This window comes from Catenuloplanes japonicus, from assembly GCF_000717135.1.
Lineage (GTDB): Bacteria > Actinomycetota > Actinomycetes > Mycobacteriales > Micromonosporaceae > Catenuloplanes > Catenuloplanes japonicus.
This window is the reverse complement of the sequence record NZ_JNXY01000005.1, coordinates 282,765-307,712: the sequence shown is the minus strand read 5'-3', so window position 1 is coordinate 307,712 and position 24,948 is coordinate 282,765. Positions and strand designations below refer to the sequence as shown.

Annotated in this window: 17 protein-coding genes and 2 pseudogenes; 14 read left to right on the top strand and 5 right to left on the bottom strand. The window is 71.4% G+C overall.

From position 1 onward, the window contains the following. Positions 1 to 443 precede the first annotated feature (443 nt). A complete protein-coding gene (locus OP04_RS10445) occupies positions 444 to 1,337 on the top strand; it encodes a DUF72 domain-containing protein (RefSeq protein WP_033339319.1) in 894 nt (297 codons plus the stop codon). Here the strand turns inward: OP04_RS10445 and OP04_RS10440 are convergent. Beyond that, positions 1,303 to 2,511 (bottom strand): hypothetical protein, encoded by a 1,209-nt coding sequence (locus tag OP04_RS10440; protein ID WP_085066354.1) that lies wholly within the window; start codon positions 2,509 to 2,511, stop codon positions 1,303 to 1,305. The two genes, OP04_RS10445 and OP04_RS10440, sit on opposite strands and share 35 nt — an antisense overlap. A gap of 64 nt (positions 2,512 to 2,575) precedes the next feature. Between OP04_RS10440 and OP04_RS49460 the strand changes: the two genes are divergently transcribed. From OP04_RS49460 to rho, 6 genes and pseudogenes are all read left to right on the top strand, one after another. Continuing rightward, on the top strand, positions 2,576 to 3,268 hold the full coding sequence (locus tag OP04_RS49460) for an HAD family hydrolase (protein ID WP_051797418.1): 693 nt from the start codon (positions 2,576 to 2,578) through the stop codon (positions 3,266 to 3,268). Between the two features lie 225 nt (positions 3,269 to 3,493). After that, positions 3,494 to 3,904, top strand: coding sequence for a TOBE domain-containing protein (locus OP04_RS10430; protein WP_033339317.1), 411 nt, complete (start codon positions 3,494 to 3,496; stop codon positions 3,902 to 3,904). Further along, complete coding sequence (gene modA, locus OP04_RS10425; protein ID WP_033339316.1) at positions 3,901 to 4,695, top strand: molybdate ABC transporter substrate-binding protein; 795 nt, start codon at positions 3,901 to 3,903, stop codon at positions 4,693 to 4,695. The genes OP04_RS10430 and modA overlap by 4 nt, the downstream gene beginning before the upstream one ends. Next, positions 4,673 to 5,473 (top strand): ABC transporter permease, encoded by an 801-nt coding sequence (locus OP04_RS10420; protein ID WP_033339315.1) that lies wholly within the window; start codon positions 4,673 to 4,675, stop codon positions 5,471 to 5,473. Before modA ends, OP04_RS10420 begins: the two co-directional genes overlap by 23 nt. Beyond that, positions 5,470 to 6,501, top strand: a complete 1,032-nt coding sequence (locus OP04_RS10415) for an ABC transporter ATP-binding protein (RefSeq protein ID WP_033339314.1) — start codon at positions 5,470 to 5,472, stop codon at positions 6,499 to 6,501. The genes OP04_RS10420 and OP04_RS10415 overlap by 4 nt, the downstream gene beginning before the upstream one ends. 260 nt (positions 6,502 to 6,761) lie before the next feature. Then, a pseudogene (gene rho, locus OP04_RS10410) lies at positions 6,762 to 7,877 on the top strand (transcription termination factor Rho); the annotation flags it as partial. Here rho and OP04_RS10405 read toward each other — a convergent pair. Then, complete coding sequence (locus tag OP04_RS10405; RefSeq protein WP_033339313.1) at positions 7,874 to 9,574, bottom strand: LamG domain-containing protein; 1,701 nt, start codon at positions 9,572 to 9,574, stop codon at positions 7,874 to 7,876. The pseudogene rho and the gene OP04_RS10405 sit on opposite strands and share 4 nt — an antisense overlap. A 117-nt stretch (positions 9,575 to 9,691) precedes the next feature. Beyond that, positions 9,692 to 11,467: a hypothetical protein gene (locus OP04_RS10400; RefSeq protein WP_033339312.1), complete on the bottom strand. Its 1,776-nt coding sequence runs from the start codon at positions 11,465 to 11,467 to the stop codon at positions 9,692 to 9,694. Between the two features lie 239 nt (positions 11,468 to 11,706). Between OP04_RS10400 and OP04_RS10395 the strand changes: the two genes are divergently transcribed. The 3 genes and pseudogenes from OP04_RS10395 to OP04_RS10385 all read left to right on the top strand — a co-directional run bounded on the left by OP04_RS10395 (position 11,707) and on the right by OP04_RS10385 (position 14,553). After that, positions 11,707 to 12,681, top strand: a complete 975-nt coding sequence (locus OP04_RS10395; protein ID WP_085066351.1) for a hypothetical protein — start codon at positions 11,707 to 11,709, stop codon at positions 12,679 to 12,681. Then, positions 12,678 to 14,020 (top strand): annotated as a pseudogene (locus tag OP04_RS48440) (methyltransferase family protein); the annotation flags it as partial. The gene OP04_RS10395 and the pseudogene OP04_RS48440, both read left to right, overlap by 4 nt. After that, a complete protein-coding gene (locus OP04_RS10385; RefSeq protein ID WP_033339311.1) occupies positions 13,921 to 14,553 on the top strand; it encodes a TetR/AcrR family transcriptional regulator in 633 nt (210 codons plus the stop codon). The pseudogene OP04_RS48440 and the gene OP04_RS10385, both read left to right, overlap by 100 nt. Here OP04_RS10385 and OP04_RS10380 read toward each other — a convergent pair. After that, the gene (locus tag OP04_RS10380) at positions 14,545 to 15,231 is read right to left on the bottom strand and encodes a TetR/AcrR family transcriptional regulator (RefSeq protein ID WP_033339310.1); all 687 of its coding nucleotides are present in this window, start codon (positions 15,229 to 15,231) and stop codon (positions 14,545 to 14,547) included. The genes OP04_RS10385 and OP04_RS10380 overlap by 9 nt on opposite strands. Positions 15,232 to 15,588: 357 nt before the next feature. On the opposite strand from OP04_RS10380, the gene OP04_RS49455 reads away from it, so the two are divergent. From OP04_RS49455 to OP04_RS49450, 4 genes are all read left to right on the top strand, one after another. Then, positions 15,589 to 16,314, top strand: a complete 726-nt coding sequence (locus OP04_RS49455) for a C40 family peptidase (protein ID WP_051797414.1) — start codon at positions 15,589 to 15,591, stop codon at positions 16,312 to 16,314. Positions 16,315 to 16,342: 28 nt separating this feature from the next. After that, complete coding sequence (locus OP04_RS10370) at positions 16,343 to 16,996, top strand: class I SAM-dependent methyltransferase (protein WP_033339309.1); 654 nt, start codon at positions 16,343 to 16,345, stop codon at positions 16,994 to 16,996. A gap of 72 nt (positions 16,997 to 17,068) precedes the next feature. After that, on the top strand, positions 17,069 to 19,402 hold the full coding sequence (locus OP04_RS10365; RefSeq protein WP_051797412.1) for a putative bifunctional diguanylate cyclase/phosphodiesterase: 2,334 nt from the start codon (positions 17,069 to 17,071) through the stop codon (positions 19,400 to 19,402). A gap of 531 nt (positions 19,403 to 19,933) precedes the next feature. Then, complete coding sequence (locus OP04_RS49450) at positions 19,934 to 22,810, top strand: Hsp70 family protein (protein WP_198153783.1); 2,877 nt, start codon at positions 19,934 to 19,936, stop codon at positions 22,808 to 22,810. Here OP04_RS49450 and pabB read toward each other — a convergent pair. Further along, a complete protein-coding gene (pabB, locus tag OP04_RS10355) occupies positions 22,779 to 24,932 on the bottom strand; it encodes an aminodeoxychorismate synthase component I (RefSeq protein ID WP_033339308.1) in 2,154 nt (717 codons plus the stop codon). The two genes, OP04_RS49450 and pabB, sit on opposite strands and share 32 nt — an antisense overlap. Positions 24,933 to 24,948 lie beyond the last annotated feature (16 nt).

Genomic DNA, 24,948 nt, shown 5'->3' with positions numbered 1-24,948 from the left:
CTATGGCGGGACTCGTATGTAGCCGCTCCGCGCCCGACATCTCGGGAAAGTCTCCGGCGCTGCCCAGCGGCTGCCGTCCCCGACTCGGCTGCACGGCGGAACGATCATTGACCGATACGAAAAGGAGGTCAACAAGGCTTGTTGACCTCCTTTTCGTATCGGTCAATGATCGTTTGGTTACGACGGGGTGGCTGCGGGCGGTTCCGCTTCTATGGCGGGCAGCAACAGTGGTTACTTTATGGCGAAATTTCGGGCGTCCGACAGGGGCGGGGAAAGCGGAGCGCCAGCGGAGTCTTTGCCCGCCCCGAGGTTTGCCCGCGGGAGCATGCGGGCCGGACCACGCCGGAAGCGGGAAGATCTGGATCTTGATCTTGCCGTAGGCGGCGTCACTCCTTGGGGGCCTGCGTTTGCCGGATGCGGTGAGGCGCGGTGCACTGAACTACATGGGTGGGATTCGGGTCGGGACGTCGGGCTGGGCGGATCGGGAGTTGATCTCGTCGGGTTGGTATCCGCGGCAGGTCAATGATCCGGCGGGGCGGCTGGCGTACTACGCGGAGCGGTTCGACCTGGTGGAGGTGGACACCACCTACTACGGGATTCCTGCGCCGGAGACGGCGCGGGCGTGGGCGGAGCGGACGCCGGACGGGTTCACGTTCAACGTCAAGGCGTTCTCGTTGTTCACCGGGCATCCGACGCCGTCGGGCGCGATCCCGGCGGCGCTGCGGCCCGCGGACGGACCGGAACGGCTGCGGCGCAAGGATCTGGAACCCGAGGCGTACGAGCGGCTCTGGACCGGGTTCCACGACGTGCTGGCGCCGCTGGCGGACGCGGGGAAGCTGGGCGTGGTGCTGCTGCAGTTCCCGCCGTGGCTGGCGCGCGGGGACAGGGCCAAGGCGAGCATCATCGCGACGGCGGACCGCTGCCGGCCGCACCGGGTCGCGGTCGAGCTGCGGCATCCCAGCTGGTTCAACGAGACGGAAGTGCTGGACACGCTGCTGTTTCTGCAGGCGCACGACCTCTCGCACGTGGTGGTCGACATGACGCAGGGGCTGGAGTCGTCGATTCCGGCGGTCACGGTGAGCACGGCGGACCCGGCCGTGGTGCGGCTGCACGGGCACAGCGCGGCCTGGGAGTCCGGCGACAAGAAGGAGAAGTTCCGCTACGAGTACGCCGACGACGAGCTCGCCGCGTGGGCGGAGCGGCTGCGGGAGCTGGCCGGCGAGGGCGACGACCTGCACGTGCTGATCAACACGTGCTGCGGCGACACCGCGCCGCGGGCCGCGCTGCGCCTGGCCTCGCTGCTCACGGCGTCTGCGACTCGACCGTCACCTGCTTGACGTTGACGTTCTCGATCTCGGCATCGGGTGCGCCCGAGGTCGTCGGGCGCGCCGTCGGCGGGTTCGCCCGCGCCTCGGCCGTGGACGGCGGCTCCGAGCTCGGCACGCGGTCCAGCACACTGTTCGCCTGCTTGTCGATCAGGCGGGTGACCAGCTGCTGCGCGTATCCGAGCACGACCGAGTAGGCGAGGATCTGCCGCGGGCTGTCGAGCCCGGACAGGCCGGGGATGAAGTCGCCGGCCAGCAGCATCAGCGCGAGCGGGGCGACCAGCGCGCCGGCCGGGAGTTTCAGGATGGCCAGCGCGACCGGCACGCCGTAGGGCGTGGCCGTGCCCCGCATGCCCCGGATCCCCACGGCCGCGCTCAGCGCGCCGCCGACCATCCCGAGCAGCGTGACCAGCGCCAGGTCGCCGCCGGTCGGGCCGTTCTGCCCGGTCGGGCAGCTCTGCGTCAGCACGGCCGGGATGTCGCGCGGCTCGATCGCGCTCACCTCGTTCGCCTCGACGGTCGCCTGCACAGCCGCGTCCGCCGGGATCGCGTTCGAGAAGCACAGGCTGATCAGCGCCGGCTGCTGCGATCCGAGGTAGGCCAGGCCGCCGGCCAGCAGGAACAGCCCGATCGTGCTGATGATGATCAGGTTACGGAAGCTGCGGACGCGCGTGTACTGCTCGTCCGTGGCGACGAAACCCCACTGCAGCGCGGTGCGGTAGACCGCGCGCTCCCGCGGGCCGACCACGGTCCAGGACTGGCTCAGCTGCGCGTGCATGTCGACCCGCCGCGGATCCGTGGTGGTCAGCGTGTTCTCCACCAGCGCGACCACCGCGGACCGGCCGGCCAGCAGGTCGGCTTCCGGCATCAGCTGCACCATCAGCACCTCCGCGTTGTGCAGGTGCATCCAGGCGCTGTCCACGGCCGCACCGGACCACCAGTCGCGCAGGCCGGCCAGCGGGCTGAAGAACCCGTGCGGTTTGATCGCGCGCTCCGCCGAGGCCAGGTGCTGCTCGACCGCGGCGACCGTCTCCGCCGGCGCGTCCGGCGTGAGCACCCGCACGTAGCTGCGGAGCAGATTGACCCGCGCGGCGACGGTCTCCCGCCACACCGCGGGCCGTCCGTTGCGCGCCGACGCGGGCGCGGGGACCGGCGGAAGCTTCGCGTCCTCTGTGGAGACAGCCATGGACATCACTGAATTCCGGTCGCGCGGGGAAGTCAATACGCGAATCGGTGGGATGATGCACCCCGTGCAGCCCACTCGCATTCTCTTCGACTTCTTCGGCACGCTGGTCGACTACTCGCGCAGCCGCACCGCGCAGGGCTATCCCAAAACCTATGCGACGGTACGGAACTGGGGCGTCGAGGTCAGCTACGAACGGATGCTCGCCGAGTGGTCAGCGACCTGCCTGGAACTGGACCGCATCTGCGAGGCCGGCCACCGCGAGTACTCGATGCTGGAGGCGGCCGCACACTTCCTCCCCAAGATCCTCGGCCGCCGGTCCACGCTCGCGCAGGGCGAGGAGTTCGTCGACGCGTACCTGGGCGAGTGGAACACCGGCGTCACCTACCCCGACGGCATCACCGCCTACGTCGAGGGCCTGGCCGCCCGCTACCAGCTCGCCGTCGTCACCAACACGCACTGGGCCTCCCTGGTCCCGCGCCACCTGGTCGCCATGGGCCTCTCCGGCGCCTTCGCCGAGGTCTTCACGTCCGTCGAGCTCGGCCGCCGCAAGCCCCACCCGACCGTCTACGCGACCGCGCTGGCCGCGCTCGGCGCCCGCCCCGACGAGACCGTCTTCGTCGGCGACACCTTCGAACCCGACTTCCTCGGCCCCGAGGCCGCGGGCATCCGCGCCTACCTCATCGACCCGCGCGCCCAGGCCCCCATCCCCGCCGACCGCCGCCTGACCAGCGTCTTCGACCTGGCCCACCGACTCTAGATCTTTCCGCTTCCGCCGTGGTCACCGTCCGCATGCTCCCGCGGGCAGCGAATCCGTGGCCGGAAACCGGGGCGAGCCGCCAACTGCGCGCGGCCTTCCTCGACCAGCCGATCCAGTCCGTGATCAGCGCAGGTGGCGGGGACGTGCTTTTTGGGGAGGTCACGTTGCGGTTGCGGGGGTCACAGGGCGTATCGGGTGGCGGATGCGAGCCATAGGATCGGATCTGTGACGCGTTTTCGGATCGGGGAAGCGGCGGGGCTGCTCGGGGTGAGTGCTGACACGGTGCGCCGGTGGATCGATGCGGGGCGGCTGGTGGCGGTGCGGGACGAGCAGGGGCAGCGGCTGATCGACGGGGTGGATCTGGCCGGGTTCGTGCGGGAGCAGCACGAGCAGGCGGACCCGGCGTCGGAGACCTCGTCCGCGCGGAACCGGTTGCGGGGGATCGTCACCGCGGTCACCAAGGATGCGGTGATGGCGCAGGTGGACGTGCAGGCGGGGCCGTTCCGGATCGTGTCGCTGATGAGCCGGGAGGCCGTCGACGAGCTGGACCTGCGGGTCGGTTCCGTGGCGGTCGCCGTGATCAAGTCGACCACCGTCGTCATCGAGACGGCATCTTTGGGGAGGAAGACAGCATGAGGCTGCGCGGAACCATGGCCGTCGTGACCGCGATGGTGCTGCTCGCGGGCTGTGCGAGCAACGAGGGCGACGAGCCGGCAGGCAACGGGGGCTCGGCGGCGCCGGGCGTTGCCGGGGACGCGCTGACCGGGCAGCTCACCGTGTTCGCGGCGGCGTCGCTGACCGAGTCGTTCGACCGGATCGGTCAGGATCTGCAGGCGCGGAATCCGAACCTGTTCATCACGTTCAACTACGGCGGCAGCTCCGGGCTGGCCACGCAGATCAACGAGGGCGCGCCGGCCGACGTGTTCGCCGCGGCGTCGCCAGCGACGATGAAGACGGTCGTGGACAAGGGTAACAACGCGGGCGAGCCGGTCGTGTTCGTCAAGAACCAGCTGGTCATCGCGGTCGCGAAGGGTAACCCGAAGGGCATCACCGGGCTGGCGGACCTGGCGCGGCCGGACCTGAAGGTCGCGCTCTGCGCCGAGGAGGTGCCGTGCGGCGCGGCCGCGAAGAAGGCACTGGCCGGCGTGACGCTGACGCCGGTGACGCTGGAGCAGGACGTGAAGGCCGCGCTGGCCAAGGTGAAGCTGGGCGAGGTGGACGCCGCGCTGGTCTACCGCACGGACGCGAAGGCCGCGACCTCCGATGTGGACGGTCTGGAGTTCCCGGAGTCGGCGGGCGCGATCAACGACTATCCGATCGTCGTGCTGAAGGACGCGCCGAACACGGCGGCGGCCGAAGGTTTCATCAAATTTGTCCAGACCGAAGGCGTCGCGGTGCTGACGGATGCCGGCTTCCAGGCGCCGTAGGCAGCGGGTTCCGGCAGCGCTGCTCGTACCGGCGCTGCTGGGCCTTGCCTTTCTGGTGCTGCCGCTGGCCGGGCTGCTGATCCGGGCGCCGTGGGCCACGCTGCCGCAGCGGCTCGCCGAACCGCACGTGCTGGCCGCGCTGCGCCTGTCGCTGCTCACCGCGACGCTGGCGACCGCGCTCTGCCTGCTGCTCGGCGTGCCGCTGGCCTGGCTGCTGGCCCGCGTCGAGTTCCGCGGCCGTGGCCTGGTCCGCGCGCTGGTCACGGTGCCGCTGGTACTGCCACCGGTGGTCGGCGGCGTGGCGTTGCTGCTGGTCTTCGGCCGGCGTGGCATCGTCGGTCAGTGGCTGGACCAGGCGTTCGGGATCACGCTGCCGTTCACCACCGCGGGCGTGGTGCTGGCCGAGGCGTTCGTGGCACTGCCGTTCCTGGTGATCGCGGTGGAGGGCGCGCTGCGCGGCGCGGACGCGCGGTACGAGGAGGCCGCCGCCACGCTGGGCGCCGGGCGCTGGACCACGTTCACGCACGTCACGCTGCCGCTGGTGGCGCCGGGCATCGCGGCCGGCGCGGTGTTGTGCTGGGCGCGGGCGCTCGGCGAGTTCGGCGCGACGATCACGTTCGCCGGGAACTTCCCGGGGCGGACGCAGACCATGCCGCTCGCGGTCTACCTGGCGCTGGAACGGGACGTGGAGGCCGCGATCGTACTCAGTCTGATCCTGCTGGTGGTGTCCGTGACGATCCTGGCCACGCTGCGCGACCGCTGGGTCGGCGCCGCATGATGCTGGATTCCCGGCTGGTCGTCGACCGGGGCGCGTTCCGGCTGGACATCGCGCTGTCCGTCGCGCCCGGCGAGGTGGTGGCGCTGCTCGGGCCGAACGGCGCGGGCAAGACGACCGCGCTGCGCGCGCTCGCCGGCCTGCAGCCGATGGACGAAGGGCACATTCGCCTGGGTACGGATGATCTGACCGCGCTCCCGCCCGAGCGCCGCCCGATCGGCGTGGTGTTCCAGGACTACCTGCTGTTCCCGCACCTGTCCGCGCTGGACAACGTGGCGTTCGGCCCGCGACGGCACGGCGTGCGGCGGCAGGAGGCGCGCGCGACCGCGCTGGACTGGCTGACCCGGGTGGGCCTGGCGGATCAGGCGGCGAAGCGGCCACGGCAGCTCTCCGGCGGGCAGGCGCAGCGGGTGGCGCTGGCGCGCGCGCTGGCCGTACACCCTCGGCTGCTTCTGCTCGACGAGCCGCTCGCGGCGCTGGACGCGCGGACGCGGCTGGACACCCGTGCGGAGCTGCAGCGGCACCTGACCGCGCATCCCGGCGCGACCGTGCTGGTCACGCATGATCCGCTGGACGCGCTGGTGCTGGCGGACCGGCTGGTGATCGTGGAGGACGGCCGGGTGGTGCAGGAGGGTGACGCCGCGACCGTGACGGCGCGCCCGCGTACCGACTATGTGGCCCGATTGGTGGGTTTGAACCTCTATCGCGGACGGGCACATGGTCATCGTGTCACGCTGAACAACCTCACGCTGAGTGTGGACGATCAGCAGGACGGGGAGGTGTTCGTGGCGTTCCGGCCGTCGGCGGTGGCGCTGTACGCGGAGAAACCCACCGGCAGCCCGCGGAATATCTGGGCCGCGACGATCGCTGGAATCCAACGGCACGGCGACAACCTGCGGATAGAGTTGGCCGGGCCGATCGCGGCCGCTGCGGATGTGACACCGGCCGCAGCCGCTCAGCTCGACCTGGCCCCTGGCCGAACGGTGTGGGCGGCCGTCAAGGCCACCGAGACCCATGCTTACCCCGCGTAGCCGAATCCGGTCAGTGGGGTTGCGGGTCTTGACGGGACGGGATACCGTTGCCGCAGTTTCCTCGGAAGCCGGGCGCTAGTTACGACGCCGCCCGAGGTCCCTCGCCGCACCACACGCCGCGGCCCCCAAGCTTTTCCCGGATCGCTCTCCGACGCATATTCGGATATCGAGCGATTTCTACCATCAAAGGAGACTCCTAGATGAGCCCTACCCACACACTTGACCGCCACGCCACCACCCGGCGTCGTGCGAGAAAGCCCCAGCAGCCGACCCAGGCCCCCACCGGCGACCTCGCCATGGTCGACGGCATCCTGGACGTGCAGGACCGGCACGCCTACCTGCGCGTCGACGGCTACCTGCCCTCCGAGGAGGACGTGACCGTCCCGATGTCGCTGGTCAACCGCATCGGCCTGCGCCGCGGCGACCACCTCACCGGCAGCGCGGTCGGCGGCCAGCTGACCAAGGTCCTCACGGTCGGCGGCGAGGACCCGGAGGAGGCCCGGCGCCGCCCCGACTTCTACCGCCTCACGCCGCTCTACCCGCAGCAGCGCCTCCGCCTGGAGACCACCGCGGAGAGCCTGACCAACCGCGTGATCGACCTCGCGATGCCGATCGGCAAGGGCCAGCGCGCGCTGATCATCTCGCCGCCGAAGGCCGGCAAGACCATGGTCCTCCAGGCCATCGCGAACGCGATCAGCACCAACCACCCGGAGGCCCACCTGATGGTGGTGCTCGTCGACGAGCGCCCCGAGGAGGTCACCGACATGCGGCGCTCCGTCGACGGCGAGGTCGTCGCCGCGACGTTCGACCGGCCGCCGCACGAGCACACCACGGTCGCGGAGCTGGCCATCGAGCGCGCGAAGCGCCTGGTCGAGCGCGGTCGCGACGTGGTCGTGCTGCTCGACTCGATCACCCGCCTGGCCCGTGCCTACAACCTCCAGGCCCGATCCGGCGGGCGTACGCTGAGCGGCGGCCTCGACACCGGTGCGCTCTACCCGCCGAAGCAGCTGCTCGGCGCCGGCCGCAACATTGAGAACGGCGGCTCGCTGACCATCATCGCGACCGCGCTCGTCGAGACCGGCTCGCAGATGGACACCGTGATCTTCGAGGAGTTCAAGGGCACCGGCAACGCCGAGCTCAAGCTCGACCGCAAGATCGCCGAGCGCCGCGTCTTCCCCGCAGTCGACCTGCACGCCACCGGCACCCGCCGCGAGGAGATCCTCCTCGCGCCGGACGAGCTCGTGATCGTCCAGCGCCTGCGCCGCGCGCTCTCCGCGGCCGAGTCGGGCCAGGCGATCGAGCAGCTGCTCGGTCAGCTGCGCAAAACCGGCAGCAACATCGAGCTGCTGATGCGCCTGGCCCGCTCGAACGGCTAGGACCACCAACCGCCCGCGTACCAACCCGCGATCTCCGCGGCCGGCGTCACGCCCTGCCACGCGTCGAGCGTGCGAAGCCCGCCGATCCACCGATCGACGGCGGCGTCCGGCCCGGTGAAGGAACGCGCGCCGATTGTCATCGGCCTTGACGCGTGCCACGGAGAGGTCCAGGCAGCGGTCGCGACCGCGCCGCCGTTGACGTAGAGCGTCAGCGTCCCGGCCACCGCGTCGTGCACGGCCACCAGATGAGTCAATTGGTCGGGCACCTCGGTCACCGGCGCGGAGGCGGCGGTCGCGGCGATGTCGCCGTCCTCGGTCCAGGCATCCAGCGACCATCGCCCGTCCCGCAGGCCGAGTGAGAACGAGCCCTGCGCCACCGCGGTGCCGTCCAGCTCGTACGGGCGAGCCCACAGTTCAACAGTGAACGACTCGTCGGTGCGGAGCACCGGGATGTCTTCCATGATCATGGAACCGCCGGGGCTGCGGTTGATCTGTGACCGCCCGAACTCGACGGTCTCCGCCCCGCCGGTGGGGTCGTTCGGATTGCCCGCCGGGAACGTGCGATCGAAGACCAACTCCCCGTTCGACCGATCCGGCCAGCTTCCGGTCGTCGTCGTGAAGTGTCGGCTGTAGTCCCCCGGCGCGTCGCAGAGACCCTCGAAGTCGGCAGGCCAGCAGGGTAGCGCGAGCGCGAAGTTCCACGATCCGACCTTCGTCGGCGTGTTCTGCGCGGCGATGTCGATGGCCCGTGCCTTACGGGGGTACGTCTTCAGCTCGGCCACGGCACCGGCGAACGAACCGGCGCCGATCCGGAACGCACCGTCCGACGCCCAAGCGGGCGGGGCGTCGGTCACCGCGGCCACCACCCCGTTGACCCATAGCGTGAGCGTGTGGGCGTCCGCGTCGTGCGAGCCCGCCAGGTGCGTCCAGTGCCTCGTCGCACCGGGCGCGCAGGCCGCGACGGATGCGGCTCCTGCGGTGTCCGAGGCGGCCCGGCCGAAGCACCACGCGCCGTCTTTCAGGTAGAGACGGAGCCCGGCGGCCGCGTCACCGTTCTGCACCAGCAGCGTCCGGTCGCCGGCGAGCGCGTCCGGGCGCGCCCAGACCTGCAGGCTGAAGGAACCGCTCGTGTCCAGCAGCGCGTCCGTGCGGAGGTCGGAGGTGGTGCCGTTGAGCAGTGGATGGGCCACGTCGATGAGCCGGGCGTCCTTCTGCCACACGAGGTCGGTGGTCTCCAGGACCGTGCGGTTTCCGGTCTGGTCCTCCAGCGCGTAGGACTCGGGGTACCAAGGGTCCCATCGATAGAAGGAGAACGACGCGTTCGCCCCGATGACGTTGGGCACCCGCACCTCGACGGAGGCGGCGTCGCTTACACCGTCCGCGGTACGCGCCCACGCACTGAAGAACATCGTGCCCGGAAACTCCGGCGTGACCGCGACGTCCGCGACCTTCTTGCCGTCGCGGTCGACGGCGGGCGCCACCCGGCTGGGCTCGTTGTCGTAGTGATAGGTGAAGGAGATGACGGCCGGGTCGTCGCTGCTGAGCGTGGCGGTGAACGGGTCGTCGATGTCGATCGGAGTGTGGGTCACCGTGATTGTCGGCGGTGCGGGGCGGGCAAGGGCGACCGGATCCGCGTAAGCGGCGCCCGGAACGAGAATGACGGCCAGCGCCACCGCGCCGGCCAGGACAGAGCGCATCGGCACTCCCGTGTCGATAGAACGAGATCAAACGCCCGGACGCTACGTGATCTTGTCGTCGCTCTGCAATGGACTTTGGCGGGCCGGGCCAGAACAAGCCTGGCCCGGCCACGAGGGTCAGGACGGGTAGTTCACGATCGTGCTGGTGCCGTAGGAGCCGACGACGGGTGTGCCCGCGTCGTTGATGGTCTTCTCGATGCCGCCGCTGCCGTTGAGGAAGACGGTGACGGCGTCGTGGAAGCGGACCGCGGGACGCACCGGTGACTCGATGCCGCGCGCGGCCCGGATGTCCACACCCTGGTTGAAGTAGGCGTAGACGCCCAGCCCCCAGGCCTCGTGCGTGCGCACGGACGGCGACACCTTGTAGGACGCCCAGCCGAGCCCGGTCGGGCTGGTCCAGGCGGCCTGCGACGGCGGGTCGTACGGCAGTTCGCTCTGGTAGAAGACGGTCCGGCCGCGCTCGCCGTTCCAGACCGTCTGCCACTTCTGGTAGTGCTCGACGAAGAGCCCGTAGGCGGTCACGTCGTCACCGTTGATCACCACGCCGACGTCGCCGGTGTTGCGGGTCCAGCCGATGCCGTTGCCGTGGTCGCCGCGCCAGGCCCAGATGTTGTCGATGAGCGTGTCGTCGCTGTGCACGGCCAGGCTGGTGCGCGCCTTGCCCTCCCAGGGGCCGCCGATCCGGAAGAACACGTCCTGCAGCGAGGTCGGGTTCCGCGAGTGGTCGCGTGACGACCACGTCGAGCCGATCGTGACGAGCGTGTCCGACTCGCGCGGGCCGGCGTCGACCAGCAGGCCGGCGATCCGCACGCCGTCCACGTCCGCGACCTCGAGCGCGGCGCGCCCGGTGTCCGGCGCCAGGCTGGGCATGCCGATGCCGAGCACGACCGTGTCCGGCCGGTTCACCTTGATCGAGTCGCGCAGGTGGTAGACGCCGGGCGTGAACAGCAGGTGCTTGCCGAGGCCCAGCGCAATGTTGATCTTCGTGGCGCTGTCGCCCGGCTTGGCGATGTAGAAGTCGCCGAGCGACAGCGACTTCCCGGGCGCGTTGCCGCCGGACCACGTGGTGCCGGAGCTGTCGCGACGCAGCCCCGGCACGAAGACGCGGTACTTCCCGCGCGCGTCCACGTAGAGGTACGGCTTCTCGCGCGTGACCGGGCTGGTCGGCAGCGTGGTGTAGGGCGGGTCCGGGAAGCCCTGCGCCGGAGCGCCGGTCACGCCGGAGAAGACCTGGTTCCACACGCCGTTGGTCCACTGGTCGCCGAGTTCTGAGTCGCGGGTCAGCCACTGCTGCTGGGACCCGTTGATGGTGATGCCGTCCACCTTGGAGTCCGCGATGTATCCGCCGCTGGAGAAGCCGCCGTTGCCCGGCTCCAGCCAGAGCGTGCCCTTGATGTGCACGCGGCGCATCGGCGAGGCCTGCGAGACCGCCCACTGGTTGGACCAGTCGGTCGGCGTGACCGCGAGGTTCTCCGCGCCGCGCCAGAAGTTGGTCAGCGCGGAGATGCCCGCCGCGGAGCCCGGATCCGGTTGCCCGACAACGCGTACCGCGCCGGTGATGTCTACATCGTCCGGTGAGGCGCCGAGCCCGGCGATGGTGGTGTAGTAGCCGAGCCGCGCGTCGAGACTGTAGGCGCCGGGCTTGAGCAGCACGGCGTACCGGCTGGTGCCCATCTCGTTGCGTTCCTGCTCCGCGAAGAGCGCGTCGAGGCGCGCCTGGATGTCCGCCGCCGGAGTGGCGGAGTCGTAGACGAAGACGTTCGGCCCGAGGTCCGGGGCGCCGCCCCAGTTCGCCAGTGCCACGCCGGGCTGGGGGATCACCCCCGCCGCGGTGACGGCCGCTGTCACGACGCCGAGCGAGATCGCCCGTCGCCGCATGGAAATGGTGCCCATCGACCTGCCTATCAAGATCAAAGACCAGCCTCGTGAGTACGTCTGAGAGCGCTCTCTCGCGCCACCGCATCGACGGGTCTGATGAAGAAGGGGGACGTTGATGTTTCTACCCGGTTACGCAGCGGGACGCCTCGGCCGTTCGGCGCATTTCCCGGCCCTTGAGCACTTGCTCAAAATCCGTTACCCTCCGGTTTTGAGCGACCGATTAAACCGATCGCTCAAAACCGGGAGGGGGAGTCATGACGGACGAGGAACACTGGTCGGAGCACATGCGGCAGGAGTGGAACATCGACCAGGATGCGCGCCGCCGTCAGCAGGACCGGGAGCGTCGCGCCGGTCTGTGGCGGTCGGCCCGTCCCGTGTTCGCCGTCGCCATCGCGGTCGCCGGTGCGTCAGGGTTCGCCCTCGCGGTGGCGAGTGACCGGGTGGACAGCGCGCTCTTCTTCGTCCTGCTCCCCACCGCGCTCGCCATGGCGCTGGTCTTCGTGCCCGGCCGGACGAGCTACGGCCAGGTGACCGTCGCCGTCACCATCCTCATGCTGCTCAGCTCCGTCTTCCTGCACGAGGGCGTGATCTGCGTGGTGCTGGCCATGCCGCTGGTCTACGGGGTCGCGCTGGCGGTGGTCGGGATCGTCGATGCCGCGCGCCGCAACGGCCGCCGGGGCTACGCGCTGCTCCCCGTCCCGCTGCTGGTGCTCACCGCGGGCCTGGAGGGCGTCACGCCGGAGCTGCGGGTCGACCCGGACCAGTCGGCCGTCGTCGTCCGTACCGTCGCGCTCTCCCCGGCCGAGGTGGCGGCACGCATCGCGGCCGGGCCGAGGCCCGCGGACCTGCGCTCGGTGCCGTTGCGCCTGCTCGGCGTGCCGATGCCGCAGCACATCGCCGGCCAGGGCCTCGACCCCGGCGACACCTGGGTCTTCGGTTACCACGACACCTCGCACGGCGCCGGCGGCGGCATCACCACGCGCGTCCGGGAACACGCGGACGGCCGGCTCGCCTTCGACATCGTCCGTAACGACTCGATCACCTCGCGCTGGATGGAGTTCACCGGCGCGGAGCTGAGCTGGCGGGCCGTGGACGCCGGGCACACCGAGGTCCGCATCGCGCTGGACTACGTCCGCGGCCTGGACCCGAGCTGGTACTTCGGCCCGCTGCAGGACGGCCTCACCACGGCCGGCGCCGGCCACTTCCTCGACATGATGCGGTTGTCGTGACCGCGGTCCGGTACGCCTGCCTGCTGGTACCACTGGCCCTCGTCCTGATCGGACTGCGCCTGGAGCGGAACCGGGACGCGCGTGCGGCCGCGATGCTGGCCGGTATCTCCGCCGCGATCGGCATCAGCGCGCTGGACACCGGCCCCTGGTGGAGTTTCGCGCCGGTGGACGGCACCTTCCACGGTCTGCCGGTCGACCTGTGGCTCGGCTGGGCCGCGCTCTGGGGCACGGTCCCGGTGCTGTTCCGCCGCACGCTCCCGTGGCCACTGATCGTGCTGCTGCTGGTCTGGCTGGACCTGGTCGCCATGCCCCGGCTGGCACCGCTGGTGATCCTCGGTGAGCACTGGTGGCTCGGCGAGACGATCGGCGCGCTGGTCGTGATGCTGCCGTCCGTGGCGCTCGGTGTGGCGGGCGCGGACCGGAAATGGCTGGTGGCAAGGGCTCTCGGGCAGCTGGTGGTGTTCGCCGCGCTCGCGCTGTGGCTGGTCCCGCGCATCGCGTTCACGTTCGACGGCGCGACCTGGCCACGGGCGCACCCGGCCGTGCTCGCCCAGCTCGTGCTGCTGGCCTCCGTGCCGGCGCTGCTCGCGGTGCGGGAGTTCGTGGTGCGCGGCCGGGGCACCGCCTACCCGTGGGACCCGCCGGACCGGTTGATCACCACCGGGCCGTACGCCTACGTCGCCAACCCGATGCAGATCAGCATCGTCGCGCTGATGCTGCTGCTGGCCGCCGCCGCGCGCAGCTGGGCGATGCTGGCCGCGGCCGGGCTCGCGGTGGCGTTCAGCGCCGCGCTCGCGGAGCCGCACGAGCGGGACGCGCTGGCCGCACGGCACGGCGAGTCCTGGCGTGAGTACCGGCGGCAGGTCCGCGACTGGTGGCCCCGCTGGACGCCTTACGCCGCAAGCGTTCCGGTGCTCTGGCTGGACCGGGACTGCGGTCCGTGCGCGGCGACCACGGCGTTCCTGCACGCCCGTTACCCGCACGGGCTGGTCATCGCGCCCGCCGACCGGCACCCGGGCGTGATCTGGCGGGCAACCTACTCGGGCGGCGACGGCCACACGGAACGGGGGGTGGCCGCCGTCGCCCGTGGTCTCGAACATCTCCATCTCGGCTGGGCCTACGTCGGCTGGTTCCTCCGGCTGCCCGGCGTGAACGCGCTCGCGCAGGCCGTGACGGACGTGTTCGTCGCCCCGCCGCACCAAGCCGGTACGGTCAACGGGAATCTCGCAGGGAGGCCGGATGTCGGACACCAAGCAGCGGCTGCTGGACGGCGCGCTCGCCGCCGTCACTGAGCATGGCATCAAGGGCGTCTCGGCCCGGACCATCGCGGCCGCGGCCGGCGTCAACCAGGCGCTGGTCTTCTACCACTTCGGCAGCGTGGACGACCTGCTCAGCGCGGCCTGCAAGATGCACACCAAGGCGCGCGTCGCGGTCTACTCCGCCGAGTTCGCCCAGGTCACCTCGCTGCGCCAGCTGCTGGACGTGGGCCGGAAGCTGCAGGTCCAGGAGCGGGAGCTGGGCAACGTCTCAATCCTGGCGCAGCTGCTCGCGGCCGCTCAGGGCGACCCGAAGCTGGCCGAGCCGGTCTCGGAGGCGTTGCAGTACTGGGTGGACGAGATCGAGGCCGTGCTGCGCCGGCTGCTCACCGGATCGCCGTTCGCGGAGGTGGCGGACCTGGGCGGGCTGGCGAAGGCGGTCTCGGCCGCGTTCGTCGGCATCGAGCTCTTCGCCGGCGTGGACCCGGCGGGCTCGGAGCACGCGATGAGCGCGCTGGAGCAGCTCGCGGTGCTGGTCGAGGTGGTCGACGACCTCGGCCCGATCTCGCGTCGCGCGCTCAACGCGAAGATCAGCAAAGCGGTGCGGTCACGGTAGTCCCAGCGCGTCCGCGAACGAGTCCATCTCCATGGTCAGCAGCGTGGCCGGGTCGTGGCCCATGCCGGTGAACGCGCCCTGCACCTCCAGGCTGACCACGCCGTGCAGGCGCGACCAGAGCAGCACCTGACCGGCCAGCACCAGCGCCGGGTCCGCGTCCGGCGCGTGCAGCGCGGCCCACTCGGCGGCGCCGGGCGAGTCCGTGGCCCGCATCTGCGCGATCAGCGCCGCGCCGGCCGGCCAGTCGCGGCCGGCGCCGATGACCGGCAGGAACGAGCTGAACACGTCGCGCGCGTGGTCCACGGTCTCCGGCGGTGCCTGGTACGTCGGGGACGGCGTGCCGGCCAGCAGTTCGAAGCGGTGCGGGTTCTCCACGGCCCAGGCGCGGTAGGCGCCGGCGAGCGCGTGCAGGCGGGCGCGCGGGGTCTGCTCCCGCACCGCGGACGCGGCCTCGGCGATGTGCAGCGCCGCGCTGTCGTACCCCTCGATGATCAGCTCGGTGAGCAGGTCGTCCTTGCTCCCGTAGTACTTGTAGAGCGCCGGGCCGGAGACGCCCAGCTGCTTGGCGATCGCGTTCAGGCTGAGCGCGGCCACGCCACCGGCGCGGATCTGGACCAGCGCGGCCGCTTTGATCTCGGTGCGGACCTGGTCGCGGTACCGCTGGCGGGGCGTCGTCATGTAGCTAACGTTATAACGTCTAGCTTGGTTCGCCTACCCGTGACCGCGCCTGCACATTTCGCCCAAATTCCGTATTTGCCGGAATTCATGCGCTTTGTCGCGTGACATGCGCAGAATGAACGCCGTGACAGACAGCTGTCCGGGTTCCCAGGCCGCGCCGCAGAGTTGCGGATGCGCTCCCCGGTGGTTCAGGCCACCGGTTGCCGGGGATGCGCGAGAGTGCCCCGGGCCAACATTGGAGGCATCACGCACGTCCCCACTGCCCGCCGGGCACTGACCGGCGTTCTGGCGATCACGGTCGCCGGAATCGCCGCTGCCGGGCCCGCCAACGACTCTTCCGCCAGTGAACGGGCCGCAATGCCCGCGACCGCGGCGGCGGCCGGCACCACGCCGGCCGACCGTCCGATCCAGCTGGACGGCCTGCGCACCGGCATCCACGCCACCGTCCACACCGGAGCGAAGCCGGCCGGCGAGGTCCGCACCGTCCGCCGGAAGCTGGAGCGCACGGCCGGACGCAGCGTCCGCAAGACCGTGCAGAAGGCCCGGCCGAGCCTGACCCGGCGCGTCGTCACGGTGAACAGGCACCGCGCCACCACGCACCGCGTCGCGGTGCCGCAGGCCCGGATCTCGGAGGAGCGCGTCGACCGCGTGGTGCGGAAGGCACACAAGAAGCGCAAGGTCCGGGAGTCGTACAAGACCCACAAGACCCGCAAGCAGGTGAAGGCCAGGACGCGCGTCCGCGCCACCGGCGAGCTCGGCCAGGTGCTGGACTACGCGCTGAACCAGGTCGGCAAGCCGTACCGCGCCAACGCGGCCGGACCCGGCTCGTACGACTGCTCCGGCCTGGTCTCGGTCGCGTACCGCAAGGCCGGCGTGAAGCTGCCGCACTCCAGCCACGCCATCGCCCGCAAGGGCAAGAAGGTGCGCCGCGCCGACCTGAGGCCCGGCGACGTGGTGCTGCCCCAGTCCGGGCACGTCAGCATCTACGTGGGCGACGGGAAGATCGTGCACGCGGCCACGCCCAGGTCGGGTGTCGTGGTCTCGAAGATGTACGGCTTCTCCACCGCACGCCGGATGCTCTGAGAGACACCGGCTCCGGCACAATGCGGCGATGTCGCAGAAAGTCACCGCGCACGCTCGCCTCGCCGACCTGCCGTTCCTGCCGGAGCTCCGGCTCTACCAGGCCGGCCCCGGAGTCGGTCTCTGGTCGCACAGCGGCGGTGAGTACTCCAGCGACAGCCCGCCGCCGTTCTGGGCGTTCGCCTGGGCCGGCGGTCAGGGACTCGCCCGCTACGTGCTCGACCACCCGGACCTGGTCGCCGGCCGGCGCGTGCTGGATCTGGCCGCCGGGTCCGGGCTGGTCGCGGTCGCGGCCGCACGCGCGGGCGCGGCAGCGGCCACGGCCGTCGACGTCGACCCGGACGCGCTGGACGCGGCCCGGCTCAACGCGGCGGCGAACGACGTCACGATCGGCGTCGCCCGCCTGGACCTGCTCGACCCGGACGCGCACGCCGCGGCCGACGCATACGACGTGGTGCTGGCTGGCGACCTGTTCTACACCGAGGCGGTCGCCGGCCGGGCGCGGGCGTTCCTGCGCCGCGCGGCCCGGTCCGGCGCACTGGTGCTGGTCGGCGACGCCCGGCGCGGATTCCTCCCGGAACGGCTCTTCCAGGAGATCGCGGCCTACGAGGTCCCCGTCCCGCCCGCCATCGAGGAGTCACGTCTCCGGCGGGCCATGGTCTACCGGCTCGAAGTCCTTAACTAGCCGCCCCGATGCCGATGGGACCCATGCGGGTCTCCACGGCGATGCCCGGCGAGCCGGCAGCGGAGGTGGTACGTGAGCGTGGGGACAGGTGCCGTCGCGCGCCCGTTCCGGCCGACGCCGCAGATCGTCGCCGCGATCGTGCTCGCCGTGGCCGCGTCCGCGTGGTGCGTGATCGGCCTGTGGTACGAGTGGCCCATGCCGCTGATGGGCTGGGCGCCGCTGCCGGTGCTGGGCCTGCTCGCCGCGTACGAGTGCCGCGCCGCCGCCCGGGTCCCCGGCACCGGGACCGCGGTACGCCGCTTCTGGGCCGCGATCGCCGCGGCCAGCGCGTTCGTCTTCGTCGGCTCGGTCAGCATGTGCTACGACTGGCTCTACCGCGACGCGCTGACCAGTCCGCTGACCGCGGTGATCCTCGTGGCCGGGCTGGTCGCCGCGTACTGGGGCCTCTTCCAGCTGCCCAGCCGGGCCCGTACCGCCGGTGAGCAGTTGCGGTTCGCGCTCGACGCCGGCGTCATCGTGGTCGCCGTCTCGCTCTTCGCCTGGCACTTCTCCCTCCGGCACGTGGAGAGCTGGCGCTCCTCGACCGGTTCCGACTTCGCGGTGCTCGCCACGGTCGCGGTCGCGGCGGTGGCGCTCATCGCGTTCGTCAAGGTCGCGCTCACCGGCACCGGCGGCGTCGACCGGCACGCGCTGCACCTGCTCGCGCTCGGCATGGGCGTCGGCTCGGCCACGGCCGTGCTCAGCCCGGTCTTCGCCACCCGGCCCTACCTGAACGGCGGCATGCTCGCCGTACCCATCGCCTATCTGTTCGTGATCCTCGCGGCCGACCGGCAGCGCCGCGCCGGACGGGAGCGCGCCGAACCCGCCTCCGGCCGGGTCAAGGTCAGCCTGGTCCCCTACGCCGCCGTGGTCACCGCCGGTGTGCTGCTCATCCAGGATCGGCTCGGCGGCCCCGCCGAGCCGATCGTCGTCGCGGTCGCGGTCGTGCTGCTCACCACGCTGGTCATGGTGCGCCAGCTGACAGTGCTCCGGGAGAACGCGCGCCTGCTCGCCACCGTCGACGCGAACCTCGCGGCGCTGCGCAGCGCCTGGGACGACCTGGACACCGCGCAGACCCAGCTCGCCCACCAGGCCTCCCACGACGCGCTCACCAACCTGGCCAACCGCGCGCTGCTCGCCGAGCGTGTCGACCAGGCCACCGCCGCGGGCGAACGGTTCGCCGTGCTGCTCATCGACCTGAACGACTTCAAGGCCGTCAACGACTGGCTCGGGCACGCGGCCGGCGACCGGCTGCTGGAGATCGTCGCGGAGCGCCTGCTGCACGCCGTGCGCACCGAGGACACCGTGGCGCGGCTCGGCGGCGACGAGTTCGCCGTGCTCATGCCCGGCCTCGACGCGGCCTCGGCCGGCGAGAGGTGCGCCGAGATCGCGTCGCGCGTGCAGCGACCGGTGGTGATCGAGGGCCACCAGCTCGAGGTCAGCGCCGGCATCGGCCTGGCCGACAACGGCAACGCGGCCACCGGCGCGGACGTGCTGCGGCGCGCCGACGTCGCCATGTACGTGGCCAAGGCGCAGAACGCGGTCTTCGTCCGCTACCACCCTGACATGGACCAGATCGCGGCCGAGGAGGCCCGGCTCGCCGCCGACCTGCGCCAGGCGATCGAACGCCACCAGCTCCACCTGCTCTACCAGCCGGTCGTCGAGCTGCCCTCCGGCCGTACCGTCCGCGTCGAGGCACTGATGCGCTGGCGGCACCCGACCGACGGCATGGTCCCGCCGGACCGCTTCATCGCGATCGCGGAACGCAGCGGCACCATCGACACGCTGGGCGAGTGGGCGCTGCGCGAGGTCTGCCGGCAGATCGTGTCCTGGCAGGCCGCGGACCAGACCGACATCGAGGTCAACGTGAACGTCTCGGCCCGGCAGCTGCGCGCGCCCGGCTTCCCCGAGCTGGTCACCGCGATCCTCGCCGAATACGGCGTCCCGCCCGACCGCATCACGCTGGAGATCACCGAGACCGCGGTCTTCGACGGCGGCCCCGCCGTGGAGAGCCTGCGCACGCTGCGCGGACTCGGCTTCAAGGTCGCGCTGGACGACTTCGGCACCGGGCACTCATCGTTGAGCCTGCTCACCACCTGCCCGGTCGACATCATCAAGGTCGACAAGTCGTTCGTCGCCGGTATCACCGGCACCGGCCAGCAGGCCGTCATCGTCACCGCGCTCATCCAGATCACCGCCGGTCTCAACCTGCACGCGGTCGCGGAGGGCGTCGAGACCGCGGACCAGGCCGCCCGCCTGCACGCGCTGGGCTACCGCTACGCCCAGGGCTACTACTTCGACCGGCCGCTCCCCGCGGACGACGTGGTCTCCCGCTTCCGGGTCGACCGAGCGAAGATCGCTTCTTAAAGCCATTTCCCGCTTCCGGCGTGGTCACCTTCCGCATGCTCCCGCGGGCACCGGTCGTCGCTGGCGCTCCTCCCTGCCGGGTCCGTGGGTGGTTCCGAAAGATCAGAACCTTTCCGGGCGTACCCCCTCTGGGCTGGCCCTTTGCTCTGCTTACCTGTTTGTGGGTCTCGCCTTGCCCGCGCGTGACCGTGCCGTCTCGGCGCGACCGCCGGGCTGCGTTTCGCGTCGGCTCGGCTCTGCTCACCCGCTCTGCTTGCCAGGCCGCATATCGGCCCGAAGCGCCGCACATCACGCCGCTTCCCGGTAGGTAAGCAGAGCAAAGTCGCGCGGTGGGCATCGATGGATCGCGGCCGCAGCCAAATGGGCGATTTGCCGGGAATTTCGGGTTATTGCGTTGTATTGGTGAGTGCGAATCAACCGGTATGGCCGTTCGGACCGTGGAAATCGGGCGTCCGCGTGTCGAGGGATGTCGCAGGTGGTAGGTAGCATCCGGCTCCGGGTGTGGCAATCGCCCGGTGGGGAGAGATAGCAGTGACCGGACCGGCTCGCCTGGCCGTCGACCTGGGAACCACTCACACGGTGGCGGTGGTCGAGCGAGTGGGACAGCAACCACGCGCGCTGCTGTTCGACGGCTCACCCATCCTGCCGTCCGGGGTCTTCCTGGCGGCCGACGGCGTCGTGCACACCGGCCGGGACGCGGCCCGGCTCGGCGCGGGCGACCCGGAGCGGTTCGAGCCGCACCCCAAACGACGCGTCGACGAGGGCTCGGTGCTGCTCGGCAGCGCGGAGACCGGCGTCGCCGACCTGCTGCGCGCGATCCTGGTCCGGGTCGCGGAGGAGGCACGCACCGCCGGCGTGGACCCGGCCGGCGCGGTGCTGACCTGCCCGGCCGACTGGGGCGCACCCCGGCGCGCGGTGCTGGCGGACGCGGCCCGGCGCGCGGGCCTGGGCGAGGTCCGGCTGCTCGACGAGCCGGTGGCCGCCGCGACGTACTGCACGCAGGTCGTCGGCCAGCAGGTCCCGATCGGCGGCGCGGTCGTGGTCTTCGACTTCGGCGGCGGCACGCTGGACGTGACCGTGGTGCGCCGGGAGCAGGGCGGCTGGCGGGTCGCCGCCACCGGCGGTCTCGACGACCTCGGCGGCCTGGACGTGGACGACGCACTGGTCGGCCACCTGGGCCACATGATCGCGGCGCGGGACGCGTCGGTGTGGCGGCGGCTGACCGCGCCCTCGACCGCGGCGGAGCGGCGCGACCGGCAGGCGTTCTGGGGCGAGGTCCGCGCGGCCAAGGAGATGCTGTCCCGGCAGACCAGCGCGCCGGTGCGCGTGCCGGGCTGGGAGGAGCCGGTCCACCTGACGCGCGACGAGGTGGAGCGCGTCGCGGGCCCGCTGGTCGCGCGCGCGGTGGACGAGACGCGGCGCGTGCTGGAGCGGTCCGGCATCGCGTCAGCACAGCTCAACGGCGTGCTGCTGGTCGGCGGTTCGAGCCGGATCCCGCTGGTGGCGAGCCGGCTGCACGCGCGGCTGGGCGTAGTCCCGTCCGTGCCGGAGCAGCCGGAGCTCCCGGTGGCGTACGGCGCGCTGGCCAACGAGCGGCTCGGCCCGATCGCGGCCGCGCCCGTCTCGGCGGTGCCGACCTCGCCGCCGACCGGTTACCAGCCGGGATACCCGGGTCAGCCGACGTCGGGCGGGCCGGTCCCCGGCGTACCCACGTCGGGAATGCCGGTGTCAGGACAGCCGGCGTCCGGCATGCCGGTCTCGGGCGTGCCGGTCTCACCCCCGGGCGGCCAGGGCCAGAACCCGCAGCCGTTCCCGGGCCAGCCTCCGTATCCGGGTCAGTACCCCGGCGGCATACCCGCGGGCCAGGCGCCGCCGTGGCAGGCGCCGAATGCCGCCGCCCCGAAGGACGCCAAGAAGCGCACCCGTCGTCGCGTCGTCGCGCTGATCACCGTCGGCGTGCTGGTCGCCACGATCGCGACCTGCGGAAATTACAGCGTGAAGGCGATCGGCGGTTGGTGGACGGACCTGCAGAAGGACATCTCCACCGGCATCGACGACCCCAGCCGGGTGGGTGACATCCTGGGCAGCGGCAGCAGCGGTGGCGGTGTCAAGGCCGACGGCGAGCTGGTGCGGATCGGCCAGCCGATCACGCTCGGCGGCGGCGCGAAGGCGGTCGCGGTCGCCGGCCCCACCGTCTACTACGCCCAGGTGATCGGCGCGAACACCGAGGTCATCGCGATGAACGCGGCGGACAACGCGCAGCAGTGGAAGAAGTCCGTGGCGATCGCCGGCTCGGACATCAACCTGATCGTGCTGGACGAGCTGCTGGTGCTGGACGTCGACCAGGCGACGACGAAGGACCGGCAGGACACGCGCGCGATCCTGAGCCGCGCCGACGGCACCATGCTCTGGGACGTCGGCACCGTGTGGTCGACGCCGATCGCGTTCTTCGGCTCGGACGCGGTGATCGAGTACAAGGGCATCGGCTTCGAGGACTACAAGCTGTACCGGGTCGACCTGAAGACCGGCAAGGACCGCTGGAAGCGGAACAACATCGACGCCTCGCTGCCGATCGACGATCACCGCGCCGAGCCGGTGCGCGTCTGGACCGGCGACGGCGGCCCGGCGAAGAACGCGGGCATGCTGGAGCCGACCGAGTACCGGCTCTTCGACTCGTTCACCGCGTCGCCGGAGTCGATGGTCCAGCTCACCGACGATCTGCGGATCCAGGTGGTCGACGTGGCCACCGGCCAGACCAAGAGCCAGTCCGGGCCGAACGGGGTGCCGATCGAGGACGAGTTCTGGACCGCGTTCGACAACCAGGTGGTCGGGCTGCTCAACGCGGAGGCCGCGGGCCTGCCCACGGTCGCCGGCTACAGCCTGAGCGACTTCGCGCAGAAGTGGAAGTTCCCGCTGGCGGCCGGCGAGACCGTGGAGAACATCAAGCCCTGCGGCGAGCACGTGGTCTGCGTGGCCGTGGACAGCTCGAACGACGACTACCGCACGGTCGCGATCGACACCACGAACGGTAAGCAGGTGTGGGTGCAGAAGTCCGAGTTCAGCGACGACGACGCCTGGTACGTCACACCGAAGGGCCTGATCTGGGGAGCCCAGTTCTTCGACACCATGCAGAACGCGAAGCTGCTCGCCTTCGACGGCAAGGAGGTCGCCTCGCTCGGCGACGCCAACATCTACGCGATCCGGGACGGCAAGGTGCTCGGCGTCGCCTACGCGGCCACCTCGTCCGGCTGGGCGGTGCAGGTCGGGGACATCGCGACCGGCAAGGTCACCAACGCGGCCGATTTCAGCTCCGAGATGCCGAAGAAGGTCGCGTTCGCCGGCGACCTCGGCGCGATGATCGACGACAAGGGCGTGCTCAAGGTGTTCCAGGTGAAGAAACTGGGCTGAGTGTGGTGGTGGCCTTGAGCAGCATCTCCGCGTACTCGGCCGCCGGGTCGGAGTCGAGCACGATCGCGCCGCCGGCCCCGATGCTCAGCGTGCCGTCGTGCCGGACCACGGTGCGGATCACGATGCTGAGGTCGGCCGTGCCGCCGAGGCCGAGGTAGCCGAGCGCGCCGGAGTAGACGCCGCGCGGACCGGCCTCCAGCTCGTCGATGATCCGCATGGTGCGTTCCTTCGGCGCGCCGGTCATCGAGCCGCCGGGGAAGCAGGCGCGGACCGCGTCGACCGCGGTCGCGGCGTCGCGCAGCCGGCCGCGGACCGTGGAGACCAGCTGGTGCACGGTCGCGTACGACTCCGTGGCCATGAACGCGGGCACGCGCACGGACCCGACCTCGCACACCTGGCTGAGGTCGTTGCGGACCAGGTCGACGATCATCAGGTTCTCCGCGCGGGTCTTCGCGTCGTCGGCGAGCCCGGCACGGAGCTCCTCGTCGCGGACCGGGTCAGGGGAGCGCGGCGCGGTGCCCTTGATCGGCTTGCTCTCCGCGGTGCGGTCCGGCAGCACGCGCAGGAACCGTTCCGGCGACGAGCTCAGCACGCTCACCTCGCCGAGCCGCAGCAGCGCCGCGTAGGGTGCCGGGTTCGCGCGCCGCAGCCGCCGGTAGAGGTCGAGATCGGAGACGTCCGGGTCCGGCACGGTGAGCCGGTCGGTCAGGCAGATCTCGTAGCTCTCGCCGGCCCGCAACCGCTCCTGCGCTGCCGAGACGTCCGCCATGTACCGTTCGCGGCTCTTGCGGAGCAGCGGCGCCGGGTCGATGCGCGGCGGCGGTGCGACGTCCCGTTTCACCTCGGCCGGGATCGACGAGATCAGCGCCGCGGTCTCGGCCGTCCACGCCTCCGCGTCGCCGGACGACGGCAGCGCCACCGCCCACGCGCACCGCTCCACATGGTCCAGCACCACGAATCTGTCCACAAAAGCCCACAATGCATCGGGGGTACGCGCCGCGTGCGCGCCCGGCCCGGCATCATTTTTCAGCTCATAGCCGAAATATCCGACGTAACCGCCGCGGAAGTCGAACGGCAGGTCCTCCCGGCGCGCGACCGGCCGCGCCGCGATCCGCGCCCGCAACACGTCGAAGATCGACCCATGCTCCTCCGAGACCCGCACCGCGCCGGAAGCCCGCGGAAGTCCCGGAATCCGTGCCGCGCCGGAGGCGTGCGCCGCCTCGGCGGGCGGGTGCGACGCCTCGCCTCCCGGCGGCGCCGCGGAAGACGGTCCGCCGGAAGGCACGTCCGCCGGCAGCGTCGTCACCCGGACCACGCCGTCGCCCGCCCGGTAGGACAGCGTCTCGCGGGACGTGCCGAGGAAGGAGAAGCGGGACAGGCCGTCCGCGACCATGCTGCTGTCCAGCCAGAACGCGGGCGTGACCTCCCCGCACAACCGGGCGAAGAGCTCCTCCGGATCGGGCAGGTGCTCTACCCGTACCGTGGCGGGATTTTCCTGATCGGGTGACCGCGGCACGGAAGATGCCGGCGGAACCGGTGACCGGCGCGGCCGGAGCAGGCCGTTGAGCCGCAGGAAGTTGCGGATGATCTCCTCGCCGTGCGCGGACGCGATCGACTCCGGGTGGAACTGCACGCCCCACCACGGCCGGGTCGCGTGCCGCAGGCCCATGACCACGCCGTCCTCGGCCCAGGCGGTCGCGATCAGGCGCGGCGGCAGCGGTTCCGGCACGGCCAGCGAGTGGTAGCGGACCGCGACGAAGTCCTGCGGCAGCCCGGCGAACAGGTCGGTGCCGGCGTGCCGGACGCGCGTGAGGTGGCCGTGCCGGGGCTGCGGTGCGCGGGCGACCGTGGCGCCCGCGGCGAGCGCGATGCCCTGGTGGCCGAGGCAGACGCCGAGCACGGGCAGGCCGCGGCCGGCCAGGAGTCGTGCGGACGTGCCGAAGTCCGCCTCGCGACCCGGGTGGCCGGGGCCGGGTGAGATGACCGCCCAGTCGTATCCGGCCAGGTCGGGGAGGGGTTCGTCGTTGCGGACCACGTCCGGCTCGTCGCCGGTCACGCCGGCGACGAGTTGGAAGAGGTTGTACGTGTACGAGTCGTGGTTGTCGACGATCAGCGCGCGCATCGCCGCCAATTCTGGC